19 protein-coding genes and 1 pseudogene are annotated in these 17,028 nt (G+C 64.5%); 12 read left to right on the top strand and 8 right to left on the bottom strand.

What is annotated here, in order from left to right:
* The first annotated feature begins 9 nt into the window (after positions 1 to 9).
* The 5 genes from SI859A1_RS07435 to SI859A1_RS07410 all read left to right on the top strand — a co-directional run bounded on the left by SI859A1_RS07435 (position 10) and on the right by SI859A1_RS07410 (position 5,726).
* Complete coding sequence (locus tag SI859A1_RS07435) at positions 10 to 2,769, top strand: hypothetical protein (protein ID WP_009209201.1); 2,760 nt, start codon at positions 10 to 12, stop codon at positions 2,767 to 2,769.
* Between the two features lie 556 nt (positions 2,770 to 3,325).
* Positions 3,326 to 4,876 carry a DUF6508 domain-containing protein gene (locus tag SI859A1_RS20280; protein WP_050767473.1) on the top strand — a complete coding sequence of 517 codons (1,551 nt, stop codon included), beginning with the start codon at positions 3,326 to 3,328 and terminating at the stop codon, positions 4,874 to 4,876.
* Between the two features lie 129 nt (positions 4,877 to 5,005).
* A complete protein-coding gene (locus tag SI859A1_RS07420; RefSeq protein WP_024351525.1) occupies positions 5,006 to 5,236 on the top strand; it encodes a hypothetical protein in 231 nt (76 codons plus the stop codon).
* Positions 5,230 to 5,451 carry a hypothetical protein gene (locus SI859A1_RS07415; RefSeq protein WP_024351526.1) on the top strand — a complete coding sequence of 74 codons (222 nt, stop codon included), beginning with the start codon at positions 5,230 to 5,232 and terminating at the stop codon, positions 5,449 to 5,451. Before SI859A1_RS07420 ends, SI859A1_RS07415 begins: the two co-directional genes overlap by 7 nt.
* Positions 5,445 to 5,726: a hypothetical protein gene (locus SI859A1_RS07410; protein WP_024351527.1), complete on the top strand. Its 282-nt coding sequence runs from the start codon at positions 5,445 to 5,447 to the stop codon at positions 5,724 to 5,726. The genes SI859A1_RS07415 and SI859A1_RS07410 overlap by 7 nt, the downstream gene beginning before the upstream one ends.
* 279 nt (positions 5,727 to 6,005) lie before the next feature.
* Here SI859A1_RS07410 and SI859A1_RS22055 read toward each other — a convergent pair whose 3' ends face one another.
* Entirely contained in the window at positions 6,006 to 6,161 is a 156-nt protein-coding gene (locus tag SI859A1_RS22055; protein WP_156416169.1) for a hypothetical protein, read from the bottom strand.
* Here SI859A1_RS22055 and SI859A1_RS21755 point away from each other — a divergent pair.
* Both SI859A1_RS21755 and SI859A1_RS07400 read left to right on the top strand, forming a co-directional pair.
* Complete coding sequence (locus tag SI859A1_RS21755; RefSeq protein ID WP_024351528.1) at positions 6,140 to 6,547, top strand: hypothetical protein; 408 nt, start codon at positions 6,140 to 6,142, stop codon at positions 6,545 to 6,547. The two genes, SI859A1_RS22055 and SI859A1_RS21755, sit on opposite strands and share 22 nt — an antisense overlap.
* Positions 6,548 to 6,560: 13 nt before the next feature.
* Positions 6,561 to 6,854 carry a hypothetical protein gene (locus SI859A1_RS07400; protein WP_024351529.1) on the top strand — a complete coding sequence of 98 codons (294 nt, stop codon included), beginning with the start codon at positions 6,561 to 6,563 and terminating at the stop codon, positions 6,852 to 6,854.
* 219 nt (positions 6,855 to 7,073) lie between these two features.
* Here the strand turns inward: SI859A1_RS07400 and darG are convergent, their stop codons facing one another.
* The 3 genes from darG to SI859A1_RS07385 all read right to left on the bottom strand — a co-directional run bounded on the left by darG (position 7,074) and on the right by SI859A1_RS07385 (position 9,143).
* The gene (darG, locus tag SI859A1_RS07395) at positions 7,074 to 8,153 is read right to left on the bottom strand and encodes a type II toxin-antitoxin system antitoxin DNA ADP-ribosyl glycohydrolase DarG (protein WP_009209195.1); all 1,080 of its coding nucleotides are present in this window, start codon (positions 8,151 to 8,153) and stop codon (positions 7,074 to 7,076) included.
* Complete coding sequence (gene darT / locus SI859A1_RS07390) at positions 8,153 to 8,791, bottom strand: type II toxin-antitoxin system toxin DNA ADP-ribosyl transferase DarT (protein WP_009209194.1); 639 nt, start codon at positions 8,789 to 8,791, stop codon at positions 8,153 to 8,155. The genes darG and darT overlap by 1 nt, the downstream gene beginning before the upstream one ends.
* Positions 8,792 to 8,930: 139 nt before the next feature.
* On the bottom strand, positions 8,931 to 9,143 hold the full coding sequence (locus SI859A1_RS07385) for a hypothetical protein (protein ID WP_024351530.1): 213 nt from the start codon (positions 9,141 to 9,143) through the stop codon (positions 8,931 to 8,933).
* A gap of 107 nt (positions 9,144 to 9,250) precedes the next feature.
* Between SI859A1_RS07385 and SI859A1_RS21915 the strand changes: the two genes are divergently transcribed.
* A complete protein-coding gene (locus tag SI859A1_RS21915; protein ID WP_024351531.1) occupies positions 9,251 to 9,673 on the top strand; it encodes a peptidoglycan-binding domain-containing protein in 423 nt (140 codons plus the stop codon).
* Positions 9,670 to 9,927 (top strand): hypothetical protein, encoded by a 258-nt coding sequence (locus SI859A1_RS21620; RefSeq protein ID WP_024351532.1) that lies wholly within the window; start codon positions 9,670 to 9,672, stop codon positions 9,925 to 9,927. The genes SI859A1_RS21915 and SI859A1_RS21620 overlap by 4 nt, the downstream gene beginning before the upstream one ends.
* A 181-nt stretch (positions 9,928 to 10,108) precedes the next feature.
* Here the strand turns inward: SI859A1_RS21620 and SI859A1_RS07370 are convergent, their stop codons facing one another.
* Both SI859A1_RS07370 and SI859A1_RS07365 read right to left on the bottom strand, forming a co-directional pair.
* Positions 10,109 to 10,834, bottom strand: a complete 726-nt coding sequence (locus tag SI859A1_RS07370) for a hypothetical protein (RefSeq protein ID WP_161600115.1) — start codon at positions 10,832 to 10,834, stop codon at positions 10,109 to 10,111.
* Between the two features lie 213 nt (positions 10,835 to 11,047).
* Entirely contained in the window at positions 11,048 to 11,395 is a 348-nt protein-coding gene (locus tag SI859A1_RS07365) for a hypothetical protein (RefSeq protein ID WP_024351533.1), read from the bottom strand.
* 290 nt (positions 11,396 to 11,685) lie between these two features.
* Between SI859A1_RS07365 and SI859A1_RS07360 the strand changes: the two genes are divergently transcribed.
* On the top strand, positions 11,686 to 12,303 hold the full coding sequence (locus tag SI859A1_RS07360; protein ID WP_060576937.1) for a hypothetical protein: 618 nt from the start codon (positions 11,686 to 11,688) through the stop codon (positions 12,301 to 12,303).
* A gap of 389 nt (positions 12,304 to 12,692) precedes the next feature.
* On the opposite strand, the gene SI859A1_RS07355 is transcribed toward SI859A1_RS07360, so the two are convergent.
* Entirely contained in the window at positions 12,693 to 13,019 is a 327-nt protein-coding gene (locus SI859A1_RS07355; protein ID WP_024351535.1) for a hypothetical protein, read from the bottom strand.
* A gap of 545 nt (positions 13,020 to 13,564) precedes the next feature.
* Positions 13,565 to 13,846, bottom strand: coding sequence for a helix-turn-helix domain-containing protein (locus SI859A1_RS22370; RefSeq protein WP_338024748.1), 282 nt, complete (start codon positions 13,844 to 13,846; stop codon positions 13,565 to 13,567).
* 333 nt (positions 13,847 to 14,179) lie between these two features.
* Between SI859A1_RS22370 and SI859A1_RS07345 the strand changes: the two are divergent.
* Positions 14,180 to 14,368, top strand: a pseudogene (locus tag SI859A1_RS07345) (IS3 family transposase); the annotation flags it as partial.
* 277 nt (positions 14,369 to 14,645) lie between these two features.
* A complete protein-coding gene (locus SI859A1_RS07340) occupies positions 14,646 to 16,979 on the top strand; it encodes a heavy metal translocating P-type ATPase (RefSeq protein WP_009209188.1) in 2,334 nt (777 codons plus the stop codon).
* Positions 16,980 to 17,028 lie beyond the last annotated feature (49 nt).

Here is a 17,028-nt window from a genome sequence, read left to right as displayed (position 1 = left end):
AGGTGCAAAATGGAACGATATTGTCGCCTTGCCGTGCTGCTGACGTTCTTTTTGACGTGCACGACTCATGTGGCCGCCAAGCAGATCGAAGCGTCCGATGCGGCCAATCTCGCGGCCCGCGTCGGCCTCGGCACGGCGAAGCTCTGGATGGATCACAAGAGCATCTCGATCCCCCCATCGTCGCTTCCTGCCGCCGAGCGCAGCGAGAAAATCGAGCAGTCGCTCAGCCGCTACGAAGAGCTTCGCAACGGCTATTCCGGCGTTTCGACCGTTGCGACTGGAGTGAAATGGGGCACGGGCGGACTTATCGCAGGCGTGGCCCTCTACGGCGGTCCGCAGGCCGCGGTGACCGTGCCGCTTACCTTAATCGGTGCCGCCTCGGCAATTTCGCTCGACCTCACGAACCGCAAGGTTGAGGAAATCGGAAACAAGCGGGCAGGCATGCTTCTCAGCACGCTCCGGAACGAACTAGTGGCTGAGTCTGGCGCCGCCAGCTTAGAGGGTCTGCTCAACAATCCCGAGCTTCTACGGGAGACCGTCGAGAAGAGCGACCGCTTTCTTCGCGACGTTAAGGAGCGGGCCCAGGCCTCCAACGACGATGAGCTAGTCAAGACCGCTGCCGAGGCGCTGTCGCGGGCCGGGGCGGCCCACACCGTCGCGACGCTGGATGCGCTGGGCGTCGTCGCGGACGACGTAGATCGCCTAGATCGGAGTTTCGGGGAGTTCGCGTCCGAGGTCAGAAACAGCCAGAAGCGGGTGCAGGATACTCTGGTCGCACACGAGGGCGCTATCGTCTCCCTAAGCGGCGATGTTACCGAGTTGGCGTCCGACGTCCAGACTGTCAGGGAGGAGGTGACCAAGCTTGGCAGCAACCAAGGCCTGATGGCGGACTTCATGTTCTCCTCCATGCCGCCATCTGAGAAAGTCCGCGCTCTGAGGTCTGGGCTAATGGACTCCCGGATCGCCTGCCCTGCGGAGCAGACCAATTGCGACGCCCAGACGATTAAAACGGCACTGATTGAACAGTACGATGGCGAGGCACGAGTAGCGATGCGGGTGCAAGCCGCGGGACAGGTGCTCAGGGGCATCAGCGACGTCCAAGCGATCACCTCGAACCTAGGAATTCCAATCGGTGAGGACGGTCAGAAGGCGATTGATATCGCTTCGGGTGCGTTAAACGCCTACATGAGCTTTATGTCCGGCAATCCGTTGGGTGCGATCGCTTCCGTCACCGGCATGTTCGGCAAGAAGCCCGATCCGGATGCGGAGCGGTTCAAGGTGATGATGGGTTACCTCAAGGAACAGTTTGGGGCCGTCAATGCCAAACTGGATGACATTCTGAAGAACCAGAAGGTGCTCCTGGATGCCGTGTCGGAGGTGTCCCGCCAAGTCCAGGCCTCCTACGAGGCGCTGGACGCGCGCCTGAGCGAGATGCAGGTCGAGCAGCAGCGCATCTCAAACGCAGTGAAATCGTTGGTTTGGCGAGAGTGGGAAGCTTGCTACACGGTTTATGCCAAGGCGATCACCGGAGACAGCATCTCCGAAGACGACGGGTCATATGTCGACCGGGCGACCCTCAGGTTCCCCTCGTTCGACGCCGCCCGCCGCCTCCTCGATGCGCGGGCTGCCCCGGCGAGCGACTGCATCCAGACCGTGCTGCGCACGACGTCGGCCGGCACAGCCAGTAGGTGGTTCGGCCACTTCTTGGACGCTGATCGCGCCCTTAACCCCGAGCGTCTGCGCGACCCGAGCACCCTGTCGGCTGCGGAAAGGGATGAGGCGAATGCGTGGCAGGGGCTTCTCACGTCGTACCGCCAGAACGTGGTCGACCCAGCCTTTGCCGTAGCGGTCGACTTCGCCATCCGCCACGGAGCCTCTCCCTCGACACTTCTGTTCATGAACGCATCTCCCATCGAGGGGGTACAGGACCTAGCGACCGTGAGCGGCGAGATCGGCAAGGGGTTCCGGTACCAGTGCACCAGTCGCGATGGGCGGGAGGCCCTGATCCGGGGACTAGTTTGCCTCCCCGGGGAAAGCGAGGACGAGATCGCGCGGGACATCACTTCGATCGCTCTCAACACTGATATTTTGCTCGACATCACGGACTGGATGCTCGTCGTGAGCCAGTTGGCGGACCTCTACGCGGAGGACCCGGTTCGGTTCGCGCGCGACATGGACGAGGTCTACCGGCTGCCCTCCTATTCGCACGGCGAGGAGATCACCCGCGCATCGGTAGACATGCTGACTCTCGCAATCGCCTACTATGCGCGCATACATGGAGGCGTCACGGCGCTTGCGATGGCGGAGGACATTCGCGACGGTCGGCTTGACGACCGCCTTGTCCGCATAGCTGAGAACAGCCCCTATCTTGCCGAGAATGCGGCTCACGTCTATCTGAACATGCTCCGCGGGAATTGGCCTCCGATGCCCGACACGGCCGAGCCCAGCTTCGCCGATAAGTACGGCCAAGCCTACGTGTATGCACAAGTCTCGAACGAGGCGAACCGTTTCGAACCGCTTTACGCCCTTTTCGGTCGCGATCGGCCCTTGACGCTCACAGAGCAGGGTGCGGTCGGGATGCAGTTCTCGGTAGGTGAGCGAAACGCCGTTCTGCCGTTACCTACCCCAGTCCGTTTCGCGGAGGGCTCTTTCGTTTATCCTCCAAGGCGTGCCGCACTGTTCGCCCAGAGGGAGAGGATGATCGAGAGATACCTAGACTATCAGCTCGGTGAGGATACCGCGCTCGCGGCTGTCGTATTGCCTCAGTAGCAGTTTCCGACTGTCGGATTGAAGAAGCGCATTGCCTCCGGTGCAGGAAGCCAAAGACGCCATCGAAAGTCGCCTGTTGGAATGCCTGTAAGGCGCGTCTCGCCCATTACGGCCTGACCCTCCGGCAGGCCGACGACGAGGCGTCGGACTGGTCCGACACGCTTCGCGATCTCCTCTTCACACCATCATCTTCGCTGATGTCAGCGATTTCCGCCGATATCAATCGCATACAATGGTGCCGAGCTGATCAACCGCTACCGGCCGTGTGCTCCGTATCCGAGCGCCCACCAGAAAGCTGCCTTATAGCCGTAGAGCCAGAGGACGCAGAACGCGATGCTGAACACCGCGAGCGTCACCGGAAGCATGAAGGAGGACAACTCCATTGGGCAGCCTCGTAGGGACGTGGGAGCCATCGTGCGTCCGTGATTGCGGACAAACCCTCAACGTCCGGTCGATGCTCCGCCGCGCGCGCGTCCGTTCGGTGGTGATGGTTAGCGAGCGGTTTCCATGAGACGCCCGGCCATAGTATCCGGTGCCGGACGTCGGGGAGGATCGCATGGGCACGGCTGCAGATAGGCTGACTGAGTTCTGGGGTGGCTTCGAGGGCGGCCGCCACTGGATCCACCCCGCCGACGAGGCCATCCTTCGGCAGGACCGCTACGATGCCCGCGTCCGCTGGGACGCCCCGGAGAACCAAACCGACGCCGTTGACGAGTTCCGCCGCGAGCGGTCCCGCCTCCAAGCCTCGCTGATCCCGCAGCCATATATCGGCGACCTGCGCCGCGCGGACATCGTCCTGTGCCTCTTGAACCCCGGCCTCGACCCCGGCAACTGGCTCGACGAGGGCAGCCGGACAGTGACGCGTGCCCTGAAGCTTTCGGGACTGCATCAAGCACCTCTCGCGTCACCGTTCTGGTGCGTCGATCCCGAGATCGCGAACACGGGCGCCTTCCGATGGTGGTGGCCGAAATTTGCCGCCCTTGCCGACGGGCTGGTTGCCGACGGCTGGTCGTTCGACGAAGCAATGTCGTCCCTTGCGCAGCGCGTCGCCTGCGTGGAGATCGTCGCTTACCACTCGCGGAGATCCAACCTCATCAGTGACGACCTCATCGCCGCGCTGCCGTCGTCCCAGCTCGCGATCGAGTTCGTCCGGGAACGGGCGACCGAGGGCGCGCAGGTCATCTTGTTCCGCAGCCACGCCGGCTGGGGCCTCGCCGACGACGGCGACCGCGTCCGCCTGGTGACCGACTCCCAGCGGTCCATCAACGTCGGACCGGACACCCAGGCCGGCGGGATCATCCGGCGGAGGATGAACCCCGACCTCGCGGCGCTCGCCCCGTTCGCCGACGCCTTCGCGGCGCCCGGCTTCTTCTTCGGCGAGTGGGCCGGCGGGCAACCGATGGAAGGCGGCGCGGTGCAGATGCCGTTCTTTTCGATGTCGGATCCTGCGCAAGCCTTCGTCACCGCTGCATACGATGGCGGGTGGGTGCCGTCGGACTTCTCGTGGACGGACTGGCACGGCGCGAAGGAGGCAACCCGCCTCCAGCGCGAGCCCGGCGCGGTGGAGGCGGCGAGCGTCCGTCAGCTTGCCAAGCTTCTGACGACGCTGATCCGGGGCGACCGGTTCTCGGAAGGCACGCTCGCGTCCGCGTTCGAGAGCGGGCTTCTCCCCCGCATCCTCCGCCGGGTCGCGGAGCTGGCCAATCTGACCGGGTATCAGCCCATGGAGCTACCGGACCCCTGGTTCACCCTGACCGTCCATGACGGGGCGTCGCTCGAGCTGCCCGGCATCTACGAGTGGGTCATCCAGGGCGTCGGCAGCTACATCGGCCGCTACACGCGCGGCACCCGCCCGACCCGTCAGTATACCCAGAACGTCCGCAACCTGCTCGCCGGGCGGGGATACCGCGCAGGGAACGCTGCCGGGTTCAGGCGCATCCATGTCGCGCTGGCGGACGCGGTGCGGGCTGGACGGGGCATCGAGTTGCACATTCTCGAGAACCCGGCGGCGGGGAACATCGGTGCGCGGGAAATGGCGCTGATCGCGGAGCGTGGGACGTTGAACGGCACGGGGCAGCCGGGCGGGGACGGCGCGCCGCCCGAGTAAGGGATCAACGGCGGCCGCGCAAATCCGCCGTCAACAATCTGGGAATCGCCCTCCCAACATCATCATGCCTGCCGTCGAAAGTTGCGGCCAAACCTGCCGGAGTCCTTGCAACAAAAGGAGTCGGGCAGGATGCCGAGGCGGCCGCGCAACAGCGCCGGGGTGATGATTGAGAGCGGCGATGAGACGACGCCGCGCGGTGAGAGCGCCTCCAACCGCGTGAAGTCGCTCGCCGCCATCGCGTTGATGCTTGACCGCGACCGGAACACGATCGCGAAATGGCTGGAACAGGGCTGCCCGGCCATCCAGCGCGGCAACAAGCGACCAGAACTCCGTGGGAGCTGGACATCGCCGACGTGGTGAAGTGGCTCGTCCGCCGGGCCGCCGAGTCCGAGGCGACGCGGTCGCCGCCGAGCGAGCCGGGCCACATCCCGGAGGACGAAGCCAAACGCCGTCGCGCCGCCACCCTTTCCCCCGGAGACATCCCACATGGCCGACTGGCTCACCCCCACATCCCGGACGAAGTCTTCATCCTGTCGGAGGCCAACGGCTTCCGCTCGCGCGGCACCGCGTGCTGAAGGCCGGCGCCGACTACCAAGCCGGCACCGTGCTCGAGTCCGAGGAAGTCGACGGCGACCCTACCGGGTTCGCGGTTCCGTACGTCGGCGCCGAGACCGCCGTCATCCTGTGCCGCCACGTCGACGCGACGGACGCCGCCCCGCTGGTGGGGGTCGAGGCTGCGGTCATCGATAGCGACGAGGTCAAGCGGTTCGAGCTCACGCTACCGACCGTCCCAGCGGCCGCCGCTTCCGCCATCGCGGCACTCGCCGTGAACGGCATTAAGGCCCGCTGAGCGCGGTCCTCCCCACATCCCTTGGAGACGCACACCGTGCTCAACCATTCCGACCTCTTCACCTTCACCAGCCTGACGACGGCCATCAACAAGGACCCCAACGCACCCGACGACCTCGGCCGCTGGTTCAAGTGGCACGCCCAGGGCATCAGCACGCTCACGGCGATCGAGGAGCGCGACGGCGTCATCGGGCTGGTCCAGTCACAGCCGCGCGGCGCCGCAATCGGTCAGGCGGGACACCCGCCGGGCGAAGGCTCTCCCGGTGCCGCACTACCCGCTCTACGACTCGATCCTCGCCACAGAGGTGCAGTCGGTCCGCGCCTTCGGCAGCGACAGCGACAGCGACAGCGACAGCGACAGCGACAGCGACAGCGACAGCGAGATGGAGACCGGGTGCTGGCGAACGGCAAGGCGTGGTCCTGCAAGAAGGCGCACACCGTCAAGGCGAAAGCCTTCTGCACGAAGACGACGGGGGCGTCGTGCTGTGGGAGCGAGCCGAGAAAGACGTCCCTCTCGATGCGCGGCGGTCTAGCTACGTCGATACCGACCGGGGCGCGCGAACGGTGAACTGCGCGCTGCACATGCTGGAGCGCGAAGCCCTCCTACAGGCACAGTGCGTGCGCTTCAGCGGCGAAATCCCTTGGGAGTTGGCCCGCGAGCTCACGGTGGACGACGAGATCCGGGTCGCGGGCCGCTACATCTCGGGCGCCGCGCCGGTCGGGAAAATCATGGACCTAGAGCTGTCCGCCGACGGGGACGGCAACCGTGTCGCGAGCTTCACCACCGGCTGCGTGCCGGGCGACGGCGATCCCGCCCGATGACGAGTTCGATGAGGTGACGGGCGCCCTCGTCTACAAGGTGACGGGCAAGTCGGCTTCGACGCCCGTCAACGCGATGTCCCTTCGGATTGCGACGCCGCGCGTGTTCGAGTGGTCGAACCAAGCGGCGTCGCAGCTCGCCGCGATGTTCGTCGCCGACGACCCGGAGAAGGAGTTGGCAACGCGGGTGACGCAGCTTGTCGTCGGCTACGACGCCTTGCGACAGGAGGACCTGCTTTCAAGGAGGCTGCGGGTTACGTGCCGGCCGTTGGCGCTGCCGAGGCAGATCGACTTGGAGTCCGAGGCATGAGCAGCTCGTCCACCCGTCAGCTCGTCCGCGCGCTCAAGAAGGCGACCCGGCCCATCAGCACCCGCGTCCTGCGGGCGGCGGATATCCGCGCGGGTCGCGGGGAGAGCGCGCAGGAGTTCACCGTCATCGGAGCGCGCCGGGCACCAAGATCGATGTGTCGGCGGCGTTCGTCAGCGTGTCGGTGCCGGATGCGGAGCCGAATGAAGACGTACCTTCCGGTTAGGCTTCCTCGGCTATCCGTCCGGTTAGCCTCTCAAGGGCGAGCTGAAGCATCCGGTCATCGAACAGACGCTGCTTACGCTCGCCAGCTTCGATCCCGCCCGCCCAGTTGCGAAGACCTTCCCGCACCGCAGGAACGTTGGCCTCAGCCCCGTGATCGAGGAGCCAATCGATCGTCCCTAGCAGCTCCATACCCAAGGGGGACTCGAAGCCATCAATGGTGTCCGATGTTGCGTGTAGGGCTGCCAGATAGGGACGAGCGTCTGCCGACTTCAAGTAGGCTGCAACGTGGTCGCGCTTACTGTCCTCAAACCATACAATATCCAAGGGTCCAGCATCAGCAATCCGCCGCTCGCAGTGCAGGTAGCTACCGTCCAAACTGTTCAGCAGGTGTTGCAGGTTCTGCGCATAGGGGCCATACCGCTCCGCCTTGTAGGCTAGCTTCAACGGACTATCTACCCCAGTCGCTTTCACATTTCGATCAAGCAAGTAGGTCAGTTTCTGGATTTCCAGCATTGTGCATTCGATGCCTAAGATCCAATACCGACGCACCAACTCTGCAACCAGAGCACGCGCAGGAGTGAGTTTCTCGACGCCCTCTCGTTTGGCGACGTTCTGATAGACATCAGTCGGCTCGTAGACGATCACATCAACATCAATCAAATCACCCAGAGCCTGCTCGATACGCGGCCTCACTTCCCGCCAGTCCAAGCCCCCGTTTCCGCTGCCGAGTGGCGGCAGAGCAATCGACCGTACGCCGTTCGCAATCACGAACCGCTTGAGATCTTCCAATCCTTGATCGATCCACTCGATTTTCGACGGGTTTCGCCAATGCTTTTTGGTGGGGAAATTGACGATCCAGCGTGGTCCGCCGACCCAGTCGGTTCGCTCTGTAACGAAGATCTGGCCGACCTTGATTTCTTCGTTCTTGCAGGCTGCAGCATAAGCCCGAAAATTAGCCGGGAACGCCTCCTTGAACATGAGGGCAATGCCTTTTCCCATCACGCCCACAGTGTTGACCGTGTTGACGAGGGCTTCAGCACCCGAGTTGAGTAGATTGCCTGAAACAAATCTAATCATCAGAAGTAGTATTTCCGCTGTGCGATGACCCGCATATTTAACCCCCGGCGCTCGGTCTGGCGCTTCACAGAAGCCATGACGGCCTCATTATAGCATGCGATACCCAATAGACCAGCACACGGAAGCGACCTGTGGACAAGTGCTTCTGCTTGATATCGCTCGAACTTGCCGGGATCCTCCGCATTTCTCTTGAAGTCCTTCGCCCGCAATATTGCCCAGTCTATTTCATTCAACCTTTGCATGTCCGTATAGAATCTTGCAGCCTGTAGATATGCATGCCGATCCGTGAAGACGATTGGTAACCCAGCTTCATTAAGCTTGTGTAGCGACGAGACGAGAACGACGATCTCCTCATTGGCCCTCTTCCGGATCCCGCCATATCCAGTTTTGATGTTGAGCATCATCGGAGAGAATGGGGTGAAGTAGAACGGTACGTAGTCGCCCAGCGTGCCGTTTGGATGACACGGAACCGGGTGATTGGTTCGCCTATCGATCAGCTCGAGGTTGCCGATAGCGACGTAGTTTGGGTCCGAGACGTGGGCCTTCTTGCAGTGCAGGCCGTTGTCCAAAATCCATTCGACATTGTCCCGATGTACGATCCGGAAGATCAGGGCCCTCTCTGCCGTCAAATCAGCCATACATCCACCATCCGAGCACCCGTCGAACGCAACATGCGGACATCTTGTTGATGGCTAGCGCCAGCGTAGATGTCCGGATGTCCTATCGTCCTTGTCCATGGGAGGATGGGCTACCACGCCAGTTCAAGTGACTCCAGAATTACCTGACGACACTCAGTAGCGGCCGCCCCGCCCTCGTCGCCGCCCGCTCCAAATCCTCGGCGGCCTCGGCAAGCCGACGCATCGCCGACGCGAGCGCCGGGTCGCGGTTGTCCCGGTGCAGGATTTCGGCCATCGCCTGGGCGTCGTAGGTGGATCCGAGCAGCTCGGCCAGCTTGTCCTTTGCGCGCTGATGGGCAACACTTTTTGGCATCCGGACCTCGAAAGTTGCGGCGCAACCGCGCCTGGTGATGGGGAACGCGCCCCGGCGCTGACCGATCGCCTCACCAAGCCGAGCGCCCGGCCGGTGCCCGGCTCGCGGTGGACGGCGACTTCGGCCCGAACGTGAAGCGCGCGGTGGTCGCCTACCAGAAGGCGCACGGCGCGAAGGCGGACGGCGTCGTGGGGCCGGAGACGTGGAGCCACTTGGAGAAGCAGCTCCCGGGAGAGCGCGAGAACCTCGGCAAGACGCCCGTTGCCGAGCTGCCCAACGTCGGCAAGGTCGCCACCGCCACGGCCGCCGCCGTCTCGCTCGGCCAGGCGAAGGCGCAGCTCGAGGCGGCTGCCGCTCAGGTCGGTGGCCTCGCCGGTCAGGTCGCCGGCATCCCGAGGCTCGCCGACGCCGCGGAGGCGCTGGCATCCGGCGTGGTCGCCGTCGCCGGCCTCGTGGGCGTCGCCGCGCTGCCCTATGCCGGCTACGAGTGGCTCCGGTCGCGCCGGACGTACGAAGGTGTCGCCGCATGACCACCGTCCTCGCCTGGTTCGCCGGCACCCGCGTGGGCCACTGGCTGGCCGCCGCCGGGGCGGGCGCCCTCGTCGCCCTCGGCATCGTCGCCCGCGTGTACGGCGCCGGGCAGCGCGCCGAGGAGTCTCGGCAGACGCGAGACTCCCTCGACGCCCTGCGCGAAAGGAACCGGACCGATGACCAGGTTGACGCTCTCAGTGCTCGCGCTCGCCGCGATGAGTTCGCTGGCTGGGTGCGCGACGACCGCGCCTAGCTCCGGCTGCGACGGCTGGCGCGCGATCCGGCCGACGGCGGCCGACGGCGGCCGACGTCGCGAGCACGTCGGACGAGCTCGTGCGGCAGGTCGTCGAGCACAATCGGCACGGCGCCGCGCGGTGCGGATGGCGGGCTTGAAACAAAGAGGCCCCGGCGAGTGATGCCGGGACCTCCATTGTTCAGCGACGCGCCATCGCATTGGCGACGATCCGGTTGAGATGCTCCAGGTCGAACTCGCATTCCTCCATCCAGTGGAAGATCGCGTCGTTGGCGCCCTGCCAGTCCAGGACCCCAAGCGGAGCCGCCCGAAAGGCCGTGGAGCCGTGCCAGTTCTCCTGCGCCCACCGGGAGAAGTCGTACTGGTCCTTGAACAACGCCCGCCCACGCTCGTCGGCGAGGATCATCAGGCTGAGCCAGCCAAAGTCGTCCATCCACTCGCGAAGCAAGCCGATGTCCACGTCCTCGGCTTCCCGGCGCGCGTCCTCGATAGCGCGCTCGCGGGCCTCGAGTTCGTCCGCGACATCCTCGGCTCCAGACACCTCTCCCTCGACCAGCGTGGCGCCGAAGCGCTCTGCGATCGCCTCCAGCGTCGGCTTTTGGGTCGCGACCGTGCGCTCGATCAGCGCGTCGAGGGCCGTGCCCCCCGTGATGTTGTTGGCGATGCCCGCGTCCGTCACGACCTTTCGGAACTCGGCGAACTGCTTCTTCGGCAGCGTCAGGTTCTGATAGAGCCAGCGGGCGACGTCGGCGGCTTGGGCGCCCTTGATGAGGCCGCAGACCATCTGGCTGGGCGGCTCCTGCCCCTTGCGGATCGCCGACGGCAAGCTGCGGAACCGCTCAGCGGCGACCGCCGCCATGCGGTCCAGCGTCTCAGTGTCGAGGTGTGCCTTCGGCGTGAACTTCAAGATCTTGGCCATTCCTGTTTTCCTTCCGTTGAGGTGCTGAGGGGCACCCGATTGCCCGCGAGTCGGACGCCGTCGTGCCGCCTATGCGGCGGACCTCGACTGCGTGCTCTGGGCGGAAGGAGAGAATGGCGGCGGGATGCATGATGAGCCTTCTTAGGGGTTGGGTTGGGCACCGAGGCCCCGGCTGATGGTGCCGGCCGGGGCCTCGGTCGTTCAGCGGTTCTTCAGGACGAAGTCGACCTGCCAGAGGACGTTGACCGTGGTGTGCGAGAGCCAGTGGGAGAGCGTCGACCGGACCACCGATGCCGGCATGCCCTCGATGGGCACCTTCACCTCGGGCGTGACCGCCAGCATCTTGTCGATGTTCGCCTCCATGAAGGCGGCGAGGCGCTCGGTGGAGCCGAACGGCTGCGGCTGCGGGCGCGCCTTGAAGACCGTGATGGCGACGATCGCCAGGCCAGCACCCTCCTCAAGCCAGTCGAGGAGGCGGAGCACCTGCTGGCGCTCCCCTTCGATGCTAGCGGCGCGCGCCGCGCCGTCGTTGTTGTCGTTGCTGATCATGTTGTCCGCAGTTCCTTCCAAATCGCGCATAGGGGCGCGTGTCCCGCGAGTCCGACGAATTCGAGCCGCCTATCAGGCGGACCTCGGCATCGTGCTCGGGGCGGAAGGAAAGGAGGGCGGCGGCGGACATGATGGCCTCGTTGAAGTGGACGGCCTGGATGACAGGAGTCGCCCGGGGGAGTCTAGCCCAGGCCGAAACGGTGTCGAAACTCGGTTCTCGCGCGCCTTACGTCGTCCCTTGCATTTTAGACGTCCACCATCCTCCGACACCCAGAAGGAGGGACACCCCCATGCTCGCCGCCATCCTGTCCGCCATGCGCGCTATGGCATCCGCCGCCGCCCACCTCGCCGCGCAGGGTTTCCGCTACGCTTGGTGGGCCGTCGAGTGGACGGTTTCCCTCCCCGGCCGCATGCTCAGCGGTGGCGGAGGCGGCTCCCTCCCCCTGCCGCCCGATGCAGCCCCACCGCCGGACACGGCAGGCGAGATCGCCGCGATGGTCGCCAAGCGCGGCAAGGGGCGCGCCCTGCCCGGCGCGCTGCCGTCCGATCTCGACCCGGCGCCCGACGGCACCGACCCGGTGTCAGCAACGGTGCACGCTTACGCCCGCGCGTCGGCGACCGACCGCCGGCAGGTGTCCCTTGAGGCCCTGTCGCCGGACCAAGTGTCGTGGCTGCTTCGGCTCCAGCCGCACGACCTCGACCGCCTCGCGGCAGCGGGCGGCTTGGTGTGTGGGCGCCTAGCGCGCGGACTGGGCGGTGGGGCGCTGGGTGTCGAACCGTGCAGGCGTCGGGAGCCGGAGCTGACGGAGGCGGAGGTCTCCGGCCGGGAGGAGGTGCCGGTGGTCGAGGGGTTCGCCGAGCGGGTGCGGCGTCGAAGGGCGGGCGGGCCTCGGCTCGTCATGGGGTGACGGATGTCGCTGGGGGCTTGTCTGGGGCAAGCCCGCCGGCGTGACTGGCATCACACGGTCGGTGGCGACATTACGATGAAGCTTGCTCCCCATGCGGGATACCGGAAGGGTCTAAACGAGGGGCGGTCCGGAGACGGGCCGCCCCTCTTCGTTTCTCCTCTTCGAGGACCAGCCACGATTGTGCCCGCTTTCAAAAAGGCTTTCTGACGCCTCAGTGATAACAATACGTTACTGGGATGTCCGCAAGGGATTGCGCGATCCCTGCAATGACTTCGGCCTCCTAAGATCGCCCGATTGAAGCAGTTAGAGTGACTGACCGTCTTTGCCCTACCGCATCTACTCTTTGACATAGCCTAAGGGGTGCCGTGGCGCGAGTTCCATCGCCGCCGCTACCGCGGTGGCGGCCCGGTGCCATATCCGCCGAGCGGAATGTCAGGTTGCAGTTCGCCCTCCTCGCAGAAGCGAACGCTCCACGCCTCCTTGCCGCCCGCCCATCTGACGGCCTCGACGAATGCCTTAGAGTGACCGGCGTCGCGAAGCTTCTGCAACCTGTCCTCCAGGATAATTCCTGGTCGCCACCACCCGCCGGTGCCTACCGTGAAGCCATCGTCATCATTCATGACCGTGATCGGAGCGTCGATCCGCCAGACCGACAAAAGATCTGCGTCTTCCTGAGTGAAATGCTGCCACGAGATTTTGAGGCGCTCCTGGCTCATATGGTCCTCCCTGATGCACGATCAGGCTACGGGCGAAGTACGCAAGGGACACGGCTGGCCGGAAGCTAACCTCCCGCCGGGTAGCCGGCGAACGTTCGCAGCGAGTGTATTCCGACGTGATCATCTTCCGCTCGAGCCGTTGCAGCCAGCACTTCGCATCCCACTCAAACTCGCCGGCCTCGGCGCTTTCGATCGATCTGCCACGAAGTCGATCGGCGGTCTTGGCGGATGGCAGCCTCAGTTCGAATGCGAGGGAGACAGCGTTCGCGACACCATCGGCGCGCCGACGGAACAAAGGGCGTCTGCAATCGAGCAAATCAGGTTGTCCAGATGTGCACGAGCGTATCGGTTTAGTGCCTTGCTGTAGTGCATTTGTTCGATGGGGATTGCCGAACACATGAACTTTCGACAGCTCCGGTGACCACACTGGATCTCCCAAAGTTACTTAGTGAGGCAATCCTCGATTTCTCAGCGTCTGAGCGACGCGATCCGGTCGGGCCGACGCGACCCCGGCTCGGGTTCCGGGCGAATTCGGTTGACCGGCCCTAACAATCCGCCCGATCAGACCTCGCCAGTCGGGACACACGGCCGCGTCCGTCTGCTATCGACTGCCCCCTTGCGGTCTTCTCCGAAGCGGTCGCAAGCCGAACACCAACCGCATAGCGCTCGCCATGGGCGATGAACACCGCTCCGAGAGCCTCGAGAGCTTCGCGGATCCTTGCGGCGCTACTAGCCTTCGGGACCCTCAGACCGTTTTCGAAATCGTTCAGCAGGCTGCGCCCGCAACCCGCTCGCTCGCACAGCTTGCCTTGGCTGATGCCAAGCATTGCTCGTGCGCCCCGGCATGCGATGCCATCGATGGGCGGATACTCAGGCATGGCGAATCCTTGCAATCCGGATCGCTCCAGTCGGGTCCCATTCCTGTCCGCCTTACCTCCAGACTGACGTTCCAGCATTCGCTCCAAGGATCCATGCGCGACGCATGTCAGTCGACGTTTCAGCCAATATGCCCGAATCCTCATCTCGCGTCGACGGCGCCAGCGTTCGCTGAGCATGAGCGGCCCACCGTAACGCAACCAACCGGCCTTTCTAACCCCCGTCGGCTGATGCGAACGGTAGAAGAGATCAAGATTGCAAACCTTCAGCTTCATGGCGTCAGGTTGTTCAAGGCCGAGGCCATCCATTGGCGGGGGCCGTGGCGCAGCTTCGGAGCCGTCGAGTTCGCCACCCTCGAATGGGTCGGCTCGTTCAACAATCGCCGGCTTGTCGAGCCAATTGGCAACATCACACCCGCTGAAGCAGAAGCCGCATACTACGCCGAGCTTGAGGCAATGCCGATCGCTGCCTAGGACTAAAGCTAAACGGTCTCTGGGAAACCCGGCGCGTTTCAGCGGCATCCTACATCGAGAGCTTGGTAGGCACTCAAGATCAAATATCTGGCGTAACCTCAGTATCTCCGCTCGCCGCCACCTCCCCGTCGATTCCATTATCAGGTGGCTATCGGCTTACTGGAGATCCGCGCCAGTCCTGTCAGAAGGAGCCCTCACGACTATCATTGAAAATTGGCTTGAGCTTCCAGCCACTGGAAGCTCGATGATGAGAAGACAGACCGGAGGTTGGCAGGCCATGGACCATGATCATCATCACGCGGCACCTGACATCCAGGCGGGGACCGAGACGGCGAGAGACCCGGTTTGTGGGATGACGGTCGCAGTCAAGCCCAACGGGCGTCACGCTGAGTTTGGGGGCAACACCTTCCATTTCTGTTCCGAGAATTGCCAGACGAAGTTCACCATCGATCCCTGGTTTTACGGCTCGGGTCGAGCAGCAGGACCGAAGCAGGCTGTGCCGGTCAATATTCAATACACATGCCCGATGCACCCTGAGATCGTCACCGACGCTCCGGGGGCCTGCCCGATCTGTGGCATGGCGCTGGAGCCGATGCTGCCTTCCGACGAGCCCAGCGAGGAGTTGACCGACTTCACCCGCCGGATGTGGATTTCGGCGGCGGCGGCGGTACCGCTGATCGTGCTGACCATGGGCGAACTGGTGGCGCTACCCGTGCGCGATTGGATCGGTCACCAGACCGCCAGCTATCTCGAATTCGTGCTGGCGACGCCGATCATTCTCTGGGCGGCTCTGCCGTTCTTTCAGCGTGGCTGGGACTCGGTGGTGAACCGTAGCCCTAACATGTGGACACTGATCAGCCTCGGCGTAGCGGCAGCCTATCTCTACTCGTTGGTCGCGACATTCCTGCCGGGCGTCTTTCCCGATGCTTATCGGATGGGCGAGGGTGTCGGCACCTATTACGAAGCGGCCGTGGTGATCGTCGCGCTGGTATTCGTCGGGCAGGTCCTGGAACTGCGTGCGCGCGAACGCACTGGCGACGCGATCCGCGCGCTTCTGGACCTAGCGCCCAAGACCGCGCGCCGCATCTTGCCTGATGGCTCGGAATATGACGCGCCGCTGGACAACATCATGGAAGGCGACCGTTTGCGTGTGCGCCCGGGAGATGCGGTGCCGGTCGACGGGACGGTTATCGAGGGCCGATCATCCTTGGACGAAAGCATGCTCACCGGCGAGTCGATGCCGGTGGAAAAGGGTCCGGGCGATGCCGTGACCGGGGCTACGATCAACAAGAACGGCTCGCTGGTGATGGAGGCGGGTAAGGTCGGATCCGACACGGTGCTGGCACAGATCGTGACGATGGTATCGAATGCACGCCGTTCCCGCGCCCCGATCCAGGGACTGGCGGACAGGGTGTCGGCGGTGTTTGTCCCGGCGGTCGTGGCCATCGCCGTTTTCGCCTTCGGTGTCTGGCTGACCTTTGGCCCGGAACCCGCGCTTGTTTTCGCCATAGCCTCGGCCGTGTCCGTGCTGATCATCGCGTGTCCTTGCGCCCTGGGACTGGCAACACCGATCTCCATCACCACGGCGGCGGGGCGCGGGGCGCAGGCTGGCGTTCTAATCAAGGACGCGGAGGCGCTGGAGCGCATGGCGGCCGTTGATACACTGATAGTCGACAAGACCGGCACGCTGACCATGGGTAAGCCGAAGCTGACCGATACGCTCGCGCTCGGAAACCTGACGGAGCCCGACCTCCTATCACTGGCGGCAGCGCTGGAGCGCGGCTCGGAACACCCGCTGGCCGAAGCGATCGTCGAGGGAGCTGAGGCGCAGGGTGCCCCGCGTCAGGAAGCCGCGGACTTCGAAGCAGTCACCGGCAAGGGCGTGCGCGGCAACGTCGGCGGGCGCGCGGTTGCGCTCGGCAACTCCGCTATGATGCGGGAGATGGGGCTGGATGTGACGCGGGCCGAAGGGAAGGCCGACACGCTGCGCGCTGAAGGCAAGACGGCGATGTTCATTGCGGTTGAGGGCGCGCTGGCAGGCATCGTGGCGGTGGCCGACCCGATCAAGGAATCAACGGCGCAGGCAATCAGGGAACTCCACGGCCAGGGGCTACGCGTCATCATGGCGACGGGCGACAACGAACGCACGGCGCAGGCGGTCGCGGGGCGGCTCGGCATCGACGAGGTCCGCGCGGGCGTGCTGCCCGAGGCCAAGAAGGACCTGATCGACCAGTTGCGCCGCGATGGCCACAAGATCGCGATGGCAGGCGACGGCGTCAACGACGCGCCCGCGCTTGCCGCCGCCGATGTTGGCATCGCCATGGGAACGGGCGCAGACGTGGCGATGGAAAGTGCGGGGATTACCCTCCTGGGCGGTGACCTGATGGGCATTGTCCGGGCGCGCAAGCTGGCGCGCGCCACCCTGCGCAACATCAAGCAGAACCTGTTCTTCGCCTTCGCCTACAACGCCCTCGGCGTACCGGTCGCGGCAGGGCTGCTCTACCCCGTCACCGGGCTTCTGCTCTCCCCCATGATCGCGGCAGCGGCGATGAGCCTGTCTTCGGTATCAGTCATCAGCAATGCACTTCGGCTCAGGCGGGTCGACCTGTGATCCAGGCTTCCCTCAAGCTCAAAGCGCGTCGGTTTCCGACGCAGTCATG

The organism is Aurantimonas manganoxydans SI85-9A1, from assembly GCF_000153465.1.
GTDB classification, from domain to species: domain Bacteria; phylum Pseudomonadota; class Alphaproteobacteria; order Rhizobiales; family Rhizobiaceae; genus Aurantimonas; species Aurantimonas manganoxydans.
Note: the sequence above shows the minus strand (reverse complement) of the source record. Positions and strands in the feature narration are given on the sequence as shown.

Coding starts and splice junctions, on each gene's coding strand:
- SI859A1_RS20280 (WP_050767473.1), top strand. CDS start 3,326: ATGGGCACGGCTGCAGATAGGCTGACTGAGTTCTGGGGTGGCTTCGAG.
- SI859A1_RS21620 (WP_024351532.1), top strand. CDS start 9,670: ATGACCACCGTCCTCGCCTGGTTCGCCGGCACCCGCGTGGGCCACTGG.
- SI859A1_RS07360 (WP_060576937.1), top strand. CDS start 11,686: ATGCTCGCCGCCATCCTGTCCGCCATGCGCGCTATGGCATCCGCCGCC.
- darT (WP_009209194.1), bottom strand. CDS start 8,791: ATGGCTGATTTGACGGCAGAGAGGGCCCTGATCTTCCGGATCGTACAT.
- darG (WP_009209195.1), bottom strand. CDS start 8,153: ATGATTAGATTTGTTTCAGGCAATCTACTCAACTCGGGTGCTGAAGCC.
- SI859A1_RS22370 (WP_338024748.1), bottom strand. CDS start 13,846: ATGCTTGGCATCAGCCAAGGCAAGCTGTGCGAGCGAGCGGGTTGCGGG.
- SI859A1_RS07435 (WP_009209201.1), top strand. CDS start 10: ATGGAACGATATTGTCGCCTTGCCGTGCTGCTGACGTTCTTTTTGACG.
- SI859A1_RS07420 (WP_024351525.1), top strand. CDS start 5,006: ATGCCGAGGCGGCCGCGCAACAGCGCCGGGGTGATGATTGAGAGCGGC.
- SI859A1_RS07355 (WP_024351535.1), bottom strand. CDS start 13,019: ATGAGCCAGGAGCGCCTCAAAATCTCGTGGCAGCATTTCACTCAGGAA.
- SI859A1_RS07385 (WP_024351530.1), bottom strand. CDS start 9,143: ATGCCAAAAAGTGTTGCCCATCAGCGCGCAAAGGACAAGCTGGCCGAG.
- SI859A1_RS07340 (WP_009209188.1), top strand. CDS start 14,646: ATGGACCATGATCATCATCACGCGGCACCTGACATCCAGGCGGGGACC.
- SI859A1_RS07365 (WP_024351533.1), bottom strand. CDS start 11,395: ATGATCAGCAACGACAACAACGACGGCGCGGCGCGCGCCGCTAGCATC.